Raw genomic sequence first — 15,376 nt, 5'->3', positions numbered from 1 at the left:
CGGACGGTTCGCGGTGACGCCATTAGACCGTGTCACCGGCACCGGGCCTATCTGCCGAATGGCATAGGCAATTGGCACCGGTTGGCCGATGGCGAGGGCCGGGAAGGTCGGCAAAGTGGGCTCATTGAAACCCAAAGGAGCTTTCCGATGAAAATGAAAACCTGTGCCATCGCTGCTTTTTTCCTGCTGAGTGCGCCGCTTGTCCAGGCTGTCGAGGTCACACCCTATGTGTATCGCACAGTGGCCGAGCAGCCCAAGAACGTGAATGACCGGGAAATCGCTGCCCTGTTCGATCGCTGGAATGCCGCGCTGCAAACCGGTAGCGCCACCGCCGTGACCGGCCTCTATGCCCCGGATGCGATTTTGCAACCGACCGTCTCCAACAAGGTGCGCAACACGCCGGCGCAGATCCAGGACTACTTCGAGCATTTCCTGGCCGCCAAGCCGGTCGGACAAATCAACTACCGGGAAATCCGTCACCTGGGGCCCGACGCGGCGATGGACAGTGGTGTCTATACCTTCACACTCACCCAGGCCGATGGTTCCAAGCGTGAGGTCCAGGCGCGCTACACCTTCCTCTATGAGCGCCTCGATGGCCAGTGGAAGATCATCAACCACCACTCTTCGGCCATGCCGGAAGTGCCGAAGACCTTGCATGCCAGTCACTGATCGCACTGCGTGCAAAGACCTGACTGTGGGAGCGAGCTTGCTCGCGATGGCGACCACCCAGCGCCATGGAAGCAAGCTGACCCACCGCTATCGCGAGCAAGCTCGCTCCCACAGGGGAGGGGGTTTGCATCCCGTTTCTAGACTCACTTTGCATAAACAACTTGGATTCCCGCGCGAACATTAATTAGAATCAGTCTCATTTAAGACTTTGCGCGGGCTTCTGGACATGTGTGATGCAGTTACGCCGACGGAGCAATCCCTCCATGCGTTGTACCGTGACCACGGGAGTTGGCTGGAAGGTTGGTTGCGACGGCGCCTGGGCAATGCCTGGGATGCGGCGGACCTGCGCCAGGATACCTTCCTGCGGGTGCTGGCCAGCTCCCAGACCTTGACGGACCTGCAAGAGCCCCGGGCCTATCTGCTGACCGTCGGCAAACGCCTGTTGAGCAATTTCTATACCCGCCGCAATCTGGAACAGGCCTATCTAGACGCTTTGGCGAACCTGCCTGAAGCCTGCGCACCGTCTCCGGAACAGCGTTGGCTGCTGCTGGAAACCCTGCAAGCCCTGGACGAATTGCTGGATGGCCTGCCGCCCTTGGTGCGGCGGGCTTTTTTATGGAGCCAGCTCGAAGGCCTGGGTTATCGCGAGATCGCCGAGCGCCTGCAAGTGTCCGAGCGCACCGTGAAGCGCTACATGGCCCAGGCCTATGAGCATTGCCTGTTGGTGGACTTCTGATGCCTTCGGCGCCATCACCCGAGGCTCGTGAAGCGGCACGGGCGGCTGCCCGTTGGTTGACCCTGATGGAATTCGACGGGGATGCGTTCGACTCGGCGGCCCTGCAACGCTGGCGCGACAGTAGCGTTCACCACGAGGCGGCCTGGCAGAAGGCCCAGCGATTGCGCCAGCGTTTTGCCGGGGTGCCCGCGTCCCTGGGCATGGCAACCCTGGACCGTCCGGCGCTGGCCCGGCGTGCTGTGCTCAAGCGTGCATTGGGCGTCGCCGCGTTGGTCCCGACCGCCTGGCTGCTGGGGCGGGAGCTGCCGCTGGAGGCCTGGCGCGCTGATTTGCACACCGCCACGGGCGAGCAACGGCGCTGGTCGCTGATCGATGGCAGTGTGCTGCAACTGAATACCGACAGCGCCATCGACCTGGACCTCAAGGCCCGGCGCCTGGTGCTGCTGCGCGGTGAGATGGCCCTCAAACTCGCCGGGAGCACGCCGCTATCCGTTCAGTCACCCTATGGGCTCGTCACGATCCATCGTGGCGAAGTCTGCTTGCACTTGGGCGAGGGCGATTGCCGGGTGTCGGTGGTCAGTGGTTCGGCGTACCTGCAACCCCTGCGCGGACCCTCGCTGAGTCTGGAAGAGGGCCAGCAGGTCAACGTCCAGGCCTCAGGCGCGGGCCGGTGCGGGCGTTCGACGTGGCACAGCTGGGCTGGCTTGACGGGGTACTGGTGGCGCAGGATCAGCCGCTGGGGCATTTCCTGCGGGAACTGAGCCGCTATCGCCCCGGCGTGCTGCGCTGGGACGAAACCCTGGAACCGCTGCGAATCACCGGCAGCTTCCGCCTGGACGACACCGATCGAATCCTCGCGCTGCTGGCGGCCAGCCTGCCGCTGGACGTGCACATGCGCACCCGTTACTGGGTCACGTTGACGCTTCGCAAAAATCTGGCCTGAGGCCTAATGCCAGTCAGTTAAGGATCACACGACACAAAACCTGTGGGAGCAAAGCTTGCTCGCGATGGCGGCAGCCCCGTCAATGGCGTTGTCGACTGGCTCACCGCAATCGCGAGCAAGCTTTGCTCCCGCGGGTTAGAGGCTTGACTGACTGGCATTAGGCCTGAGGCCTGTCCCCTTTTTTTGTCTCGCTTGTCATTCAAGGCAACTGAACAAAAACGAGAGCGCTTTCCAATGTCCGCAGTTGTACCTTTGCGTTTGCGCCCGGCCTTTGCCGGCCGGCGTCCGCTGTTGAACCTGAGCCTCATGTTGAGCCTGGGTGCCAGCCCATTTTTCATGTCATCAAGCCTGGCCGAAGAAGCCGCCCGGCGCAGTTATCAGGTGCCGGCCGGCAGCCTCGGCGCGGCGTTGACCCGGTTTGCCGGGTTGGCGGGGGTCAACCTGTCGGTGGATCCGGCCTTGGTGAGCGGGCGCGACAGCGCCGGGCTTTCGGGGGAGTTCGGGGTGGAAGAGGGGTTTGCCCGGCTGTTGCGGGGTTCGGGCCTGCAGTTGCAGCCGGTGGGGGAGCAGGCCTACACCCTGATGCCGGCGCCAGAAGGCGGCAGCTTGCAACTGGCGCCCACCTCGATTCTCGGCGCCACGGCGTCGACGGACAGCCCGGTGTACGCCGGCGGCCAGGTGGCGCGGCGTGGTTCGCAAGGCCTGCTGGGCTCGCGGGACTTCATGGAAACGCCGTTCAGCATGACCACCTACACCAGCCAGACGGTCAAGAACCAGCAGGCGCGCACCCTCGGCGACCTGATCGCCAGCGACCCCTCGGTCCGCACCACCAACCCGGCGGGCGGACGCTTTGAGCAGTTCACCATCCGCGGTTTCAGCCTGTTCAACAGCGATGTCGCCTACAACGGTCTCTACGGCATCCTGCCGACGTACACGATCGACATGGAGATGGCCGAACGCGTCGACATCCTCAAGGGGCCGAGCCAGCTCATCAACGGCATCTCGCCGCGGGGCAGCGTGGGGGGCGGGATCAACGTGGTGCCCAAACGCGCCACCGACAAGCCTATCACCTCGTTCACCGGCAGCTATGCCTCCAATAACCAGCTTGGCGGAGCGGTGGATGTCGGTCGGCGCTTTGGTGAAGACGACAAGTTCGGTATTCGTTTCAATGGTGTGAAGCAGGCGGGCGACACGGAATGGGATCACCAGAGCGTGGACCGCGAGATGGCGGTGCTGGGCCTGGATTTTCGCGGTGAACGCCTACGACTCTCGACGGACATCGGCCACACCGAACGCAACACTGACGCGCCCCAGGAACGCGTGCAGGTCGGTGCCAATGCCCAGGTCCCCCACGCCAGCGACGTGCGCGACAACTACGCCCAATCGTGGAGCAAGGCGCGCACCCAGGACACCTTCGGCACGGTGAACGCTGAGTTCGATGTCAGCGATTCGGTGATGCTGTATGGCGGTGTCGGCGCGCGCAAAAGCGACCACGACTTTCTTCGGCACAACGTTTCGGTCACCAACGACGCGGGCGACTTCACTGTCCAGCCCCGTGACTTTACCCGGGAGGAAAATGTCCGGACGGCCACGGCCGGAGTGCGCAACTGGTTCCATACCGGTCCGGTGAGCCATGAGGTCAACCTGGCGGCCAGTTATTTCTACATGGACTTCGAAAATGGCGGCGCTCGTTACGCCAACGGTCGCAGCAACCTGTATGACCCGGTACAGACCCCGACGCCGAGCAACCCGACCCGGCAGGACGACAAGGTCTACACCGAGAACCGCTTCAGCGGCGTGGCCTTGTCCGACACCCTGGGGCTGTTCGAGGATCGTTTGCTGCTGACCCTCGGTGCTCGCTGGCAACGGGTGAAGGTTGATGACTGGACGAATAACGTCAAGGGTGACACCGCCTACGATGAGGAAAAGATTTCGCCATCGGGCGGGATCCTGTTCAAGGCGACTGACAAGCTGTCGCTGTATGCCAACTACATGGAAGGCCTGAGCCAGGGCAAGATCGCGCCATCGACGTCGGTGAACGAGGATGAGATTTTCCCGCCGTTCATCAGCCGCCAGGTCGAAGTGGGCGCCAAGTATGACGCTGGCCCGTTCGCCGTCACTGCCGCCGTGTTCCGAATCAAGCAGCCTGCCTATGCGACCGACGCCACGACACGTGTCTTCGGCCCGAACGGCAAGCGCGAAAACACCGGCGTGGAGTTGAGTGTGTTCGGCGAACCGCTGAAGGGAACCCGTTTGCTCGGCGGCGTGATGTTCATCGACAGTGAACTGACTGACACCACCGACGGCACCTTCGATGGCAACCGCGCACCGGCCACGCCGAAGTACAACGTCAACCTCGGCGCCGAATGGGATGTGCCAACGGTACAGGGCCTGACCCTGACCAGTCGCGGCATCTATTCCAGCTCGCAGTACCTGGACCAGTCCAACACCAAGGAAATCGATGCCTGGACGCGTTTCGACGTAGGCGCTCGCTACGCGTTCAAAGTCGATGAAAAACACATCACCCTGCGGGCCAACATCGAAAACGTGGCCGACAAGCGCTACTGGAGTTCGGCCGGCGCATCGGATGACAGTGAGCCGGGCTTGACGTTGTCGACCCCGCGCACCTACCTGCTGTCCGCAACGGTGGATTTCTAGGCCGATGTGCCGCTCCAGGGAAGGAGCGGCCCAGGTTCAGGTATCGCGAAACAGGTCGTGGGCATCCAGCAGTCGCCAGGCGATCTCGGGGCGTTTTTCCAGCCCGCGGCGGATGGCGGCGGGAATCGACTGGCGAATCTTGCGGCACAGGCCGGGCTGTTCCTGGAATTCGATGGCGATGCCGCGCATGGTCCGCACTTCGTTGTAGCCGGGCTCGACGCGTAGGCGGATCCCCAGGTTTTCATACAGGCGCTGTTGCAGGCGCTGGAGTTCGTCGAGGCTCTGGATGTTCTCCAGGCGTTCGAGCAGGCGTTTTTCTTCCTGGCGATTCAGGCACAGGATGCGCAGGTCGCTGCCAGGCGCTTGCAACAAGGCATCACGTCCGCAATCGCAGACGCCGGGCGGGCAGGGGGGCGGATCGGAATCGACGCGGTCATGGGCTCCACAAAGTCTGCTGCACAACGAAACAGCGAGCTTATCGCCGGCCCAGGCAATGTGATGCCTGGCGGCATGTGGGTCAAGCCTGTTGGAGGGGCCGCTGGTCTGGCGGCTGTACTGTGGGAGCGAGCTCGCTCGCGATAGCGGTGGGTCAGTTTGCACACCCGTTGGATTTGCCGCCGTCATCGCGAGCAAGCTCGCTCCCACATTTGGATTTTCAGCGCACACAAATGCTCTGCCTTACCTCAATCCCCTGTGGGAGCGAGCTTGCTCGCGATAGCGGTGGGTCAGTTTGCACACCTGTTGGATTTGCTGCCGTCATCGCGAGCAAGCTCGCTCCCACATTTGGATTTTCAGGGCACACAAATGCTCTGCCTTACCTCAATCCCCTGTGGGAGCGAGCTTGCTCGCGATAGCGGTGGGTCAGTTTGCACACCTGTTGGATTTGCTGCCGTCATCGCGAGCAAGCTCGCTCCCACATTTGGATTTTCAGCGCACACAAATGCTGTGCCTTACCTCAATCCCCTGTGGGAGCGAGCTTGCTCGCGATAGCGGTGGTTCAGTCGAGAGCCTTACAACCCCAACTCGGACAACCCCGGATGATCATCCGGCCGGCGGCCCAGTGGCCAGTGGAACTTGCGCTCGCTTTCCTTGATCGGCATGTCGTTGATGCAAGCGTAGCGGTTGTACATCAGGCCTTGCTCGTCGAACTCCCAGTTTTCGTTGCCGTAGGAACGGAACCAGTTGCCCGAGTCGTCGTGCCATTCGTAGGCGTAGCGCACCGCGATGCGGTTATCGGTGAAGGCCCAGAGTTCCTTGATCAGCCGGTAATCCAACTCCTTGGCCCACTTGCGGGTCAGGAACGCCTTGGCTTCTTCGCGGTTGTGCGCGAATTCGGCGCGGTTACGCCATTGGGTGTCCAGCGTGTAGGCCAGGGATACTTTTTGCGGGTCGCGAGAGTTCCAGCCGTCTTCGGCCAGGCGAACTTTCTCGATCGCCGATTCACGGGTGAACGGCGGCAATGGCGGACGAACTTCAGAAGAGGCAGACATGGCGAGTCTCCAATAAGTTGATGAATGAAGCAGGGTTCAACGGTCAGGTGTGTAGCAACATCTTCAGCATGTCCTGGGCGTGGTCAGCCGCGCTGTGGTCGCCCATGACCAGCGCCACGGTAATGGCGCCGTCGATCAGAATCAGTAGCTGGCGGGCCAGGGCGTCCGGATTTTCGACACCTTGTTCGACGCACAACCGGGTCACGTAGTCGAGCAGCTTCTGCTTGTGCATCTTCGCCACCTGGCGGACCGGATCCTGTGGATCGCCGGTTTCGCCGCTGGTGTTGATGAAGGCACAACCGCGAAAACCTTCGCTGTCGAACCAGCCCTTGAGCACGGTGAACAGGTTGAGCAGCCGCGCCGTCGGTGTGGGCGCCTTGTCCACTTCGCTGCTGAACCAGTGCATCCAGCGCTCGTCCCGCCGCTTGAGGGCGGCCACGATCAGGTCGTCCTTGTTGGCGAAGTAGCGATAGACACTCTTCCTGGAGACGCCGGCGGTTTTCACCAGAAGGTCCATGCCGGTGGCGGCGATGCCACTTCTATAGATCAACTTTTCGGCGACATCGAGGATGATGTCTCGTGTTTCATTACCAGTGATTTCGTTCATGGGGTAAAAGTAGAATGATCGTTCTCCTTGGTCAAGTTGTTTTTTTCTTGACGACAGGAAGACCCGAACCCATCCATGGTGTAAGCTCATCCGTTCTTCGGAATCGACCTTTTTGCGAGCCCTATGCCGTCGCTCTTCAAACGCTCCCTGCTGCCCAAGTTGCGCAGCTTTGCACTGACCGCCGATGCGGTGACCATCCTCGATGGCGCTGCCCAATTCCGCCGTTGCCTGCTGGAGAAAATCGCCCAGGCCACCCAGCGCATCTACATCGTCGCCCTGTACCTGCAACAGGACGAGGCCGGCCAGGAAATTCTCGATGCCCTGCATGCCGCCAAAGCGGCGCGTCCGGAACTGGACGTGGTCGTGGTCGTGGACTGGTTGCGGGCCCAGCGCGGGCTGATTGGCGCCAAGAAGCAGCCGGGCAACTCGGCGTGGTACCAGGAACAGACCCGCACCCATGCCAGCGAAGTGCCGATCTACGGCGTGCCGGTGCAGACCCGCGAACTGTTCGGTGTGTTGCATTTGAAAGGTTTCGTCATTGATGACTGTGTGCTCTACAGCGGCGCGAGCCTGAATAACGTCTACCTGCACAAGTTCGACAAATACCGCTACGACCGCTATCACTTGCTGCAGAACACGGCACTGGCCGACTCGATGCATCACCTGGTGCAACATGGCCTGATCACCTCAAGGGCCGTGCATCGCCTGGACCTGCCGAACCTGCCCAGCACCCGCAGTTTGCGCAAGGACATCGGTGACTTGCGCAGCCGTCTCAAATACGCGACCTATGACACCAGCGTCGGCAGCCTCGACAAGAGTGGCCTGTCGGTGAGCCCGTTGCTGGGCGTGGGCAAGAACAATCCCCTGAGCCGGGTGATCGGTGAACTGATCGCCAGCAGCCGCCAGCAACTGACCATCTGTACCCCGTATTTCAACCTGCCCCTGGCCGTGACCCGGGAGCTCAACCGCGCCCTGGCCCGCGGGGTCAAGATCGACATCATCGTCGGCGACAAGACCGCCAACGACTTCTACATTCCGCCAAGCGAACCGTTCAAGATCATCGCGGCACTGCCATACCTCTACGAAATCAGCCTGCGACGCTTCGCCAAACGGCATCAGCACGCGATCGACAGTGGCCAATTGAACCTGCACCTGTGGCGTGACGGGGACAACACCTATCACCTCAAGGGCATGTGGGTCGACGAGCGCTACACCTTGTTGACCGGCAACAACCTCAACCCGCGGGCCTTTCGCCTGGACCTGGAAAACGCGCTGTTGCTGGACGACCCCAAGGGCGAGATGCTGGCGCCGCGCCAGGCCGAGCTTGAGCGGATCTACCGCCACACCCGCCGGATCGAACGCTACCTGGACCTGGAAACCCTGCCGGATTATCCCGAGGCCGTGGCCAGGTTCCTGAAACGGGTCAGCCGGGTGCGGATAGAACGGCTGCTTTACCGGATCCTGTGAACACCCGCGCCATGTCGGAAAAAGACACCATCTCCATCCAGCTGGTGCGTGAGGCGTTGCTGCAAAGCTGCGCACCCGGGGCTGCTACCGATGAGGTCTTGAGCAAGGTCGGCATAGACCCGGCGCTGCTTGACGATCCCCTGGCGCGGGTCCCGGCCCATGCCTATGCGCGGCTCTGGCGTTTGCTGGCCCAGCGCCTGGATGACGAGTTTTTCGGCATGGACCCGCGCAAGCTCAAGTCCGGCAGCCTGGCGTTTCTCTGTCAGTGCGCCATGGCCCAGCCCACGCTGGCGAGCGGCTTGACGGCGGGGCTGGGGTTTCTGTCGCTGATGCTCGAACACCTGCCGGCCCAGTGGGCGCGCCAGCAAAGCCTGGCGGAGATCGTGCTGCTGGAAGACGACCAGGCGCCGCGCCGGGCCTTTACCTACTTCACTTACTGGATGATCGTCCATGGCGTCGCCTGCTGGTTGGCCGGGCGGCGCATTCCCATCCTGTCTGTCGAACTGCGCTGCCCGGCGCCGGATTTCTGCGACGACTACCGGGTGATGTTCTCCCAGAACTTGCGCTTTGGCCGGCCGCGCACCCGGATGATTTTCGCCGCCGAATGCCTCGACCTGCCCATCCGGCGCAACGCTGACGAGCTCAAGCGCTTCCTGGCCCGGGCCCCGGCCAACATCCTGGTCAAATACCGCGACCCGCAAAGCCTGGCCAGCCGTATCCGGCACGACCTGCGGCAACTGCCCGCCGAACGGTGGCCGGAAACCGAGGCCCTGGCCCAGCAGCTGTGCGTGTCCGCCTCGACCCTGCGCCGACGCCTGGCGGAGGAGGGCCAGACTTACCAAGGCCTCAAGGACAGCGTGCGCAAGGATCTGGCGATCACCTGGCTGGCCGAGCCGTCCATCAGTTTCGTCGAAATCGCCTCGCGCCTGGGTTTTGCCGATGCCAGTTCCTTCTACAAGGCGTTTCGCAAATGGTCCGGGTCCAACCCGGGGCATTATCGCAGCCTGATTCTCAACGACCCTGATTGATCCACCGGGTCTTGTGCCTACCCAAGCCCCCCGTGGGAGCGAGCTTGCTCGCGATAGCGGTGGTTCAGTCGCCTCGTCATTGACTGCCATACCCTCATCGCGAGCAAGCTCGCTCCCACACGGACTTTCGCCTGGCAAGCTGACACGCTCATAAAACCGTCATTTTTCTTTGATACAAGCCTGTGCAGGCGCCGGAAAAGCCGGGCCATCCATCAGGGTAATGTATGCAAGTGACCGTTTTGGGCTGCGTATGAGCGTACTGGTCACCGGTGCTGCTGGGTTCATCGGGTTTCATACCGCCAGGCGGTTGTGCAGCGAGGGCCATCAGGTCATCGGCATCGACAACCTCAACAGCTACTACAGCGTCGAACTGAAGCAGGCTCGGCTGGCGTTGTTGGCTGAGTACAGTAACTTCCGCTTCTTGCGGCTGGATGTGGCCGACAAGCAGGCGCTGCTGGATGTATTTGCGAAAACCCCATTCGAGTACGTCGTCCACCTGGCGGCCCAGGCTGGCGTGCGCTATTCCATCGATAATCCCGACCTGTATGCGCAAAGCAACCTGGTGGGGTTCCTCAACGTGTTGGAAGCCTGCCGTGCCCACCGGCCGGCGCACCTGGTGTTCGCCTCAAGCAGCTCGGTGTATGGCTTGAACGACCGTTTGCCGTATGCCACCACCGATCCGGTGGATCAGCCCGTGTCTTTTTATGCGGCGACCAAGCGCGCCAATGAGCTGATGGCCCACGCTTACTCGCATCTCTACGGCATTCCCACCACCGGCCTGCGGTTTTTCACCGTGTATGGACCGTGGGGGCGGCCCGACATGGCACCGTTCAAATTCACCGACGCCATCCTCAACGCTCGCGCCATTGATCTCTACAACGATGGTGCGATGTCGCGGGACTTCACCTACATCGACGACATCGTCGAAGGCCTGGTGCGGTTGTTGCCGCGGCCGCCGGCCAATGAAACAGGCGTGCGCCACAAGCTCTACAACATCGGCTTCGGCGCTCCGGTGAAGCTCTTGCAGTTTGTCGAGTGCCTGGAAGAGGCCCTGGGCATTCCCGCGATCAAGCATTTCTTGCCGTTGCAAGCGGGTGACGTGGTCGACACGTGGGCGGACACGCGGGAGCTGGAGGAACACATCGGTTTTCGCCCGCAGGTCGCGGTGCCCGTCGGCGTGCAGTCGTTTGTCGATTGGTACCGCGCGTATTACCGCGTTTAACCCCCTCAGCTTTTTTACTGGAGCGTCATGCACGAACCCCTTTATGTGTCGGTCCTGATTCCGGCAAAGAACGAAGCCGGCAACCTCATTCCACTGTTGGAAGAAGTGCGGGCGGCGCTGGTGGACGAGGCCTTCGAAGTCATCGTGGTCGACGATGGCAGCACCGACGCCACTGCCGCGCAACTGCGGGCGTTGCAAGACAGTGGCTATCGCCAGTTGCGGGTGCTCAGCCATGCCCGCTCCCTCGGACAAAGCACGTCGATCTACCACGCCGCTGAAGTGGCCCGCGGGCATTGGCTGGCAACCCTCGATGGCGACGGGCAGAACGACCCGGCCGACCTGCCAAAGATGCTCGACCTGGTGCGCGGTTCGGAGGGGACGCCCGCCGGTGTCAAGCTGGTGGCGGGGCATCGCGTCAACCGCCGGGACACGGCGAGCAAACGCTGGGCCTCGCGGTTCGCCAACAAACTGCGGGCCAGCCTGCTCAAGGACCAGACGCCCGATACCGGTTGCGGCATCAAGTTGATCGAGCGCGAGGCGTTTCTGCGCCTGCCGTATTTCGATCACATGCATCGCTTCATTCCGGCGCTGATCCGTCGGCACAACGGCCGGATGCTGGTTCACCCGGTGAATCACCGTGAGCGCGGGGCCGGGGTGTCCAACTACGGCAACCTCGACCGGGCGCTGGTGGGCATTGTCGATCTGTTCGGGGTGTGGTGGTTGATAAGACGCACCCGCCTGGATATCAACGCACAAGAAACCGAGGTGTGACATGGGCAGAGAATCGATATGGCTGGTCGTTGGCTTCGGCGGCCAGTTGGCCTTCACCGGGCGTTTTGCCCTGCAATGGCTGTATAGCGAGTACAAGAAGCGCAGCGTGATACCCGTGGGTTTCTGGTACTTGAGCATCATCGGTAGCGCGCTGTTGCTGGCCTATGCCATCTACCGCGAAGACCCTGTGTTCATTGTCGGCCAGTCCTTCGGCTTCATCGTTTACCTGCGCAATTTGCAGTTGATCGCCAAGCACCACGAGCAGGAAAACCGCGAACTGGCCGAGAAGGGCTGAGACGGTGCGGATACGATTGTCTTCCTCGCGACTGGAGCTTCTGGCGCTTGTGGCATTGGCCTTGATCATGGTGGGCGCCGGCCTGGGTTGGCGCCAACCGATGAACGTCGATGAAGAGCGCTTCCTCGGCGTTGCCCTGGAGATGCTGCAGAACGGCTCATGGTTCATTCCCCATCGCGCTGGGGAAATCTACGCCGACAAACCGCCGTTGTTCATGTGGGCGGTGGCCTCGTTCGTGCAATTGACCCACCTGCCGAAAGTCGCCCTGTACCTGCCCGCGCTGTTGGCCGGCGCCGTCACCACCGCATGCCTGTATGACCTGGGCCGACGCTTGTGGGGGCGACGCGTGGGGAGGATCGCCGCGCTCTTGTTTCTAGCCACCTACCAGACCTACAGCATCCTGCGCACCGGGCAAATCGATGGTTTTCTTGCACTCTGGACTATCCTGGGGATCTATGGCTTGTGCCGGCATTTGATGCTCGGCCCGGCGTGGCGCTGGTATTACCTGGCCTGTGCGGCGATGGGGCTGGGGGTCATCAGCAAAGGCGTGGGGTTTCTGCCGGTGTTGATGTTGATTCCCTACGCCTATGGGGTGCGTCGAGGGTGGAAAGGCCTGATGTCCATGCCGGGCAAGGCGGGGGCCTGGTGGCTGGGGCTGGTCGTGGCGCTGGCCGCCATCGCGCTGTGGCTTGGGCCGTTGCTGCTGATCGTGTGGCAGGGCAGCCCCGACAGCCTGGCGTACGCCCAGGAAATCCTGCTCAAGCAGACGGCGGGGCGTTATGCCAATGCCTGGGAGCACCGCGAACCCTTCTGGTACTTCTTCGTCCAGGTGATTCCGAAATACTGGCTGCCGATCTTTTTCATGTTGCCATGGCTGGTGCCGGCCTGGCGCAGGCAGTTGCTCAAGCAGGATGGACGCGTGCTGGTACTGCTGGGGTGGGTGGTACTGGTGCTGTTGTTCTTCAGCCTGAGCAGTGGCAAGCGCAAGCTGTATATCTTTCCCGCGTTGCCGGCCTTGATCCTGCTGGTGGCACCGCTTGTGCCGTGGCTGCTGCACCGCTGGTTCAGCCGGCGTCCGAGGGGCAGGGTGGTATTCGCTGCCTTGACGGTGGTGTGGTTGTGCGCCTGGTTTGTGCGCGGCTTCATCGAGCCCTACAGGGAAGGCATCAACCCCCACCAGACCTTGATGCGTGATGTCGCGGAGCTGACTTCAAATGCCGAGTTGGTGCTCGTCGGGTGGCGCGAGGGGCATTGGCTGTTCGCCCAGCAGCCCATCATGCATTTTGGCTTCCATGATCGCCAGTCCCTGGAACGATCCGCCACCTGGCTACGCAGCCACCCCCAGGCCTTTGCCTTGGTGCCCGCGCGGGACCTGGCGCGTTGCTACGACCCGCAAAAGGCGCGCCGGGTCGGCGATACCTCGCGGGCCGAGTGGTTCCTGGTGGGGCCTGATGCGGACAACCAGCGCTGCCAGTCCCCGGCGCCGGAGAAGGTTTACTCGTTCACATGGGCGCATCCTTTGTAGTGGCTGAAAACTTCCTGTGGCGAGGGAGCTTGCTCCCGCTGGGGCGCGAAGCGGCCCCAGAACCGCACAACCTGGTGTGTCAGGCTAATTGAGTTGAATGCTTTGGGGCTGCTGTGCAGCCCAGCGGGAGCAAGCTCCCTCGCCACAGGGGCTCGACTGGCAATACATCCCTCGAACCATGGCCAAACCAGTCAAGCAACTTGATGGCTTTGACCATTGCCGCCACCGCCCTTCGGCGCGAGTATTTGCCTGCTCTTCACGGTTCCCCCAGCCAATAAAAAGTACAGAGGGATTCTGGTCATGCGCGATTATTCGTCCGCCACGTCACAGTTCGATTACCAGCACACCGTCAACACCGCGCTGCACGGCTCGCTCGAGGCGCTCAATGCCTGTGTCGAGTGTTGCGACCGGCATGCATTGCCGGGTCGCATCGCCTTGTTCTGGGAGGGCCGTGACGGCAGCGAAGCCACCTGGACTTACCGCGACCTGCAGGACAATGCCGCACGGTTCGCCAACTTCCTGCGCGCCCAAGGCGTCGGTAAGGGCGACAAAGTGGCCGGCCTGCTGCCGCGCACCGCGGAACTCTTGATCGTCGTACTCGCCACCTGGCGTATCGGTGCGGTGTATCAACCGCTGTTCACCGCGTTCGGACCCAAGGCCATCGAGCACCGCCTCGGCAGCTCGGGTGCGCGGATCGTCGTGACCGACGCCGTCAACCGTCCCAAGCTCAATGAAGTTGCCGGTTGCCCCACCATCGTCACGGTCGGCGGCGAAAAGGGCCAAGGCATCGTGCGGGGCGACTACAGTTTCTGGGCCGAAGTGGCGAACCAGTCCAGCCAGTGCGAACCGCTGATGCTCACTGGCGAAGACCCGTTCCTGCTGATGTTCACCTCCGGCACCACGGGACCTGCCAAGGCGCTGTCGGTGCCGCTCAAGGCCATCGTGGCGTTCCAGAGCTACACCCGTGACGCGGTGGACCTGCGCCCTGAAGACGCCTTCTGGAACGTCGCCGACCCCGGTTGGGCCTACGGCATTTATTTTGGCGTGACCGGGCCGCTGGCCATGGGGCATCCGATTACCTTCTATGATGGCCCATTCACCCTGGAAAGCACCTGCCGGGTCATCAACAAGTACGGCATCACCAACCTGACCGGCTCGCCCACCGCGTATCGCCTGTTGATCGCCGGGGGCGAGCAGTTTGCCCGCTCGATCAAGGGCAAGCTGCGCATCGTCAGCAGCGCCGGTGAGCCATTGAACCCAGAGGTGATCCGCTGGTTCGCCGACAACTTGAACGTAGTGATCCACGACCATTACGGCCAGACCGAACTGGGCATGGTGCTGTGCAACCACCACGGGCTGGAACACCCGGTGCACCTGGGCGCGGCCGGTTTCGCCTCGCCGGGCCACCGGATCGTGGTGTTGGATGAAGAGCAACGCGAGCTGGGCGTGGGCCAGCCGGGCATTCTTGCGGTGGACCGCAGCCAGTCGCCCATGTGCTGGTTCGCCGGTTACGAAGGCGCGCCGACCAAGGCCTTCGTTGGCGACTACTACTTGAGCGGCGACACCGTGGAGCTGAATCCGGATGGCAGCATCAGCTTCGTTGGCCGCAGCGACGACGTGATCACCACTTCCGGCTACCGGGTCGGTCCGTTCGACGTGGAAAGCGCGCTGATCGAACACCCGGCCGTGGTGGAAACGGCGGTGATCGGCAAGCCTGATCCGGAGCGTACCGAGTTGGTGAAGGCCTTCGTGGTGCTCAGCAGCCAATATCGCGCCTCACCGGAGCTGGCCGAGGAATTGCGCCTGCATGTGCGCAAGCGCCTGGCGGCCCATGCCTATCCCCGTGAAATCGAGTTTGTCAGCGACTTGCCGAAAACCCCAAGTGGCAAGTTGCAGCGCTTTATCTTGCGCAACCAGGAAATCGCCAAGGCTCAAGAGGCTGCGGCGCAGAACGTTTCAGCTTGA

13 protein-coding genes and 1 pseudogene are annotated in these 15,376 nt (G+C 62.2%); 11 read left to right on the top strand and 3 right to left on the bottom strand.

What is annotated here, in order from left to right; genetic code table 11:
• Nucleotides 1-147: 147 nt before the first annotated feature.
• The 4 genes and pseudogenes from ACZ5M5_RS15905 to ACZ5M5_RS15890 all read left to right on the top strand — a co-directional run bounded on the left by ACZ5M5_RS15905 (nucleotide 148) and on the right by ACZ5M5_RS15890 (nucleotide 5,006).
• Nucleotides 148-669: an SgcJ/EcaC family oxidoreductase gene (locus ACZ5M5_RS15905; RefSeq protein ID WP_060742280.1), complete on the top strand. Its 522-nt coding sequence runs from the start codon at nucleotides 148-150 to the stop codon at nucleotides 667-669.
• 226 nt (nucleotides 670-895) lie between these two features.
• Nucleotides 896-1,405 carry a sigma-70 family RNA polymerase sigma factor gene (locus ACZ5M5_RS15900; RefSeq protein ID WP_060742281.1) on the top strand — a complete coding sequence of 170 codons (510 nt, stop codon included), beginning with the start codon at nucleotides 896-898 and terminating at the stop codon, nucleotides 1,403-1,405.
• Nucleotides 1,405-2,348 (top strand): annotated as a pseudogene (locus tag ACZ5M5_RS15895) (FecR domain-containing protein). The gene ACZ5M5_RS15900 and the pseudogene ACZ5M5_RS15895 overlap by 1 nt, the downstream one beginning before the upstream one ends.
• A gap of 234 nt (nucleotides 2,349-2,582) precedes the next feature.
• The gene (locus ACZ5M5_RS15890; protein ID WP_060742283.1) at nucleotides 2,583-5,006 is read left to right on the top strand and encodes a TonB-dependent receptor; all 2,424 of its coding nucleotides are present in this window, start codon (nucleotides 2,583-2,585) and stop codon (nucleotides 5,004-5,006) included.
• 36 nt (nucleotides 5,007-5,042) lie between these two features.
• Here the strand turns inward: ACZ5M5_RS15890 and ACZ5M5_RS15885 are convergent, their stop codons facing one another.
• The 3 genes from ACZ5M5_RS15885 to ACZ5M5_RS15875 all read right to left on the bottom strand — a co-directional run bounded on the left by ACZ5M5_RS15885 (nucleotide 5,043) and on the right by ACZ5M5_RS15875 (nucleotide 7,103).
• Entirely contained in the window at nucleotides 5,043-5,378 is a 336-nt protein-coding gene (locus ACZ5M5_RS15885) for a hypothetical protein (RefSeq protein ID WP_464737591.1), read from the bottom strand.
• Between the two features lie 638 nt (nucleotides 5,379-6,016).
• Nucleotides 6,017-6,496, bottom strand: coding sequence for a nuclear transport factor 2 family protein (locus ACZ5M5_RS15880; RefSeq protein ID WP_060742285.1), 480 nt, complete (start codon nucleotides 6,494-6,496; stop codon nucleotides 6,017-6,019).
• A gap of 43 nt (nucleotides 6,497-6,539) precedes the next feature.
• Nucleotides 6,540-7,103 (bottom strand): TetR/AcrR family transcriptional regulator, encoded by a 564-nt coding sequence (locus tag ACZ5M5_RS15875; protein ID WP_060742286.1) that lies wholly within the window; start codon nucleotides 7,101-7,103, stop codon nucleotides 6,540-6,542.
• Between the two features lie 123 nt (nucleotides 7,104-7,226).
• Between ACZ5M5_RS15875 and pssA the strand changes: the two genes are divergently transcribed.
• The 7 genes from pssA (at nucleotide 7,227) to ACZ5M5_RS15840 (ending at nucleotide 15,376) form a co-directional block, all read left to right on the top strand.
• The gene (gene pssA, locus ACZ5M5_RS15870) at nucleotides 7,227-8,570 is read left to right on the top strand and encodes a CDP-diacylglycerol--serine O-phosphatidyltransferase (protein ID WP_464737590.1); all 1,344 of its coding nucleotides are present in this window, start codon (nucleotides 7,227-7,229) and stop codon (nucleotides 8,568-8,570) included.
• Between the two features lie 11 nt (nucleotides 8,571-8,581).
• Entirely contained in the window at nucleotides 8,582-9,598 is a 1,017-nt protein-coding gene (locus tag ACZ5M5_RS15865; RefSeq protein ID WP_060743210.1) for an AraC family transcriptional regulator, read from the top strand.
• Nucleotides 9,599-9,848: 250 nt separating this feature from the next.
• Nucleotides 9,849-10,820: an NAD-dependent epimerase gene (locus tag ACZ5M5_RS15860; protein ID WP_464737589.1), complete on the top strand. Its 972-nt coding sequence runs from the start codon at nucleotides 9,849-9,851 to the stop codon at nucleotides 10,818-10,820.
• A 27-nt stretch (nucleotides 10,821-10,847) separates the two neighbouring features.
• On the top strand, nucleotides 10,848-11,591 hold the full coding sequence (locus ACZ5M5_RS15855) for a glycosyltransferase family 2 protein (RefSeq protein ID WP_103308715.1): 744 nt from the start codon (nucleotides 10,848-10,850) through the stop codon (nucleotides 11,589-11,591).
• A gap of 1 nt (nucleotide 11,592) precedes the next feature.
• On the top strand, nucleotides 11,593-11,886 hold the full coding sequence (locus ACZ5M5_RS15850; protein ID WP_103308716.1) for a lipid-A-disaccharide synthase N-terminal domain-containing protein: 294 nt from the start codon (nucleotides 11,593-11,595) through the stop codon (nucleotides 11,884-11,886).
• Between the two features lie 67 nt (nucleotides 11,887-11,953).
• A complete protein-coding gene (locus tag ACZ5M5_RS15845; RefSeq protein ID WP_464739395.1) occupies nucleotides 11,954-13,411 on the top strand; it encodes an ArnT family glycosyltransferase in 1,458 nt (485 codons plus the stop codon).
• 300 nt (nucleotides 13,412-13,711) lie between these two features.
• Nucleotides 13,712-15,376 carry an AMP-binding protein gene (locus ACZ5M5_RS15840; RefSeq protein ID WP_060742290.1) on the top strand — a complete coding sequence of 555 codons (1,665 nt, stop codon included), beginning with the start codon at nucleotides 13,712-13,714 and terminating at the stop codon, nucleotides 15,374-15,376.

The organism is Pseudomonas sp. Van50 (genome assembly GCF_055390755.1).
The sequence above is the reverse complement of the archived record's forward strand: the minus strand, read 5'-3'. Positions and strand labels throughout refer to the sequence as shown.

What these genes read in the sequence shown, in the direction of transcription:
- ACZ5M5_RS15905 (WP_060742280.1), top strand. Translation starts at nt 148, where the DNA reads ATGAAAATGAAAACCTGTGCCATCGCTGCTTTTTTCCTGCTGAGTGCG.
- ACZ5M5_RS15900 (WP_060742281.1), top strand. Translation starts at nt 896, where the DNA reads ATGTGTGATGCAGTTACGCCGACGGAGCAATCCCTCCATGCGTTGTAC.
- ACZ5M5_RS15890 (WP_060742283.1), top strand. Translation starts at nt 2,583, where the DNA reads ATGTCCGCAGTTGTACCTTTGCGTTTGCGCCCGGCCTTTGCCGGCCGG.
- ACZ5M5_RS15880 (WP_060742285.1), bottom strand. Translation starts at nt 6,496, where the DNA reads ATGTCTGCCTCTTCTGAAGTTCGTCCGCCATTGCCGCCGTTCACCCGT.
- ACZ5M5_RS15875 (WP_060742286.1), bottom strand. Translation starts at nt 7,103, where the DNA reads ATGAACGAAATCACTGGTAATGAAACACGAGACATCATCCTCGATGTC.
- pssA (WP_464737590.1), top strand. Translation starts at nt 7,227, where the DNA reads ATGCCGTCGCTCTTCAAACGCTCCCTGCTGCCCAAGTTGCGCAGCTTT.
- ACZ5M5_RS15865 (WP_060743210.1), top strand. Translation starts at nt 8,582, where the DNA reads ATGTCGGAAAAAGACACCATCTCCATCCAGCTGGTGCGTGAGGCGTTG.
- ACZ5M5_RS15860 (WP_464737589.1), top strand. Translation starts at nt 9,849, where the DNA reads ATGAGCGTACTGGTCACCGGTGCTGCTGGGTTCATCGGGTTTCATACC.
- ACZ5M5_RS15855 (WP_103308715.1), top strand. Translation starts at nt 10,848, where the DNA reads ATGCACGAACCCCTTTATGTGTCGGTCCTGATTCCGGCAAAGAACGAA.
- ACZ5M5_RS15850 (WP_103308716.1), top strand. Translation starts at nt 11,593, where the DNA reads ATGGGCAGAGAATCGATATGGCTGGTCGTTGGCTTCGGCGGCCAGTTG.
- ACZ5M5_RS15845 (WP_464739395.1), top strand. Translation starts at nt 11,954, where the DNA reads ATGGTGGGCGCCGGCCTGGGTTGGCGCCAACCGATGAACGTCGATGAA.
- ACZ5M5_RS15840 (WP_060742290.1), top strand. Translation starts at nt 13,712, where the DNA reads ATGCGCGATTATTCGTCCGCCACGTCACAGTTCGATTACCAGCACACC.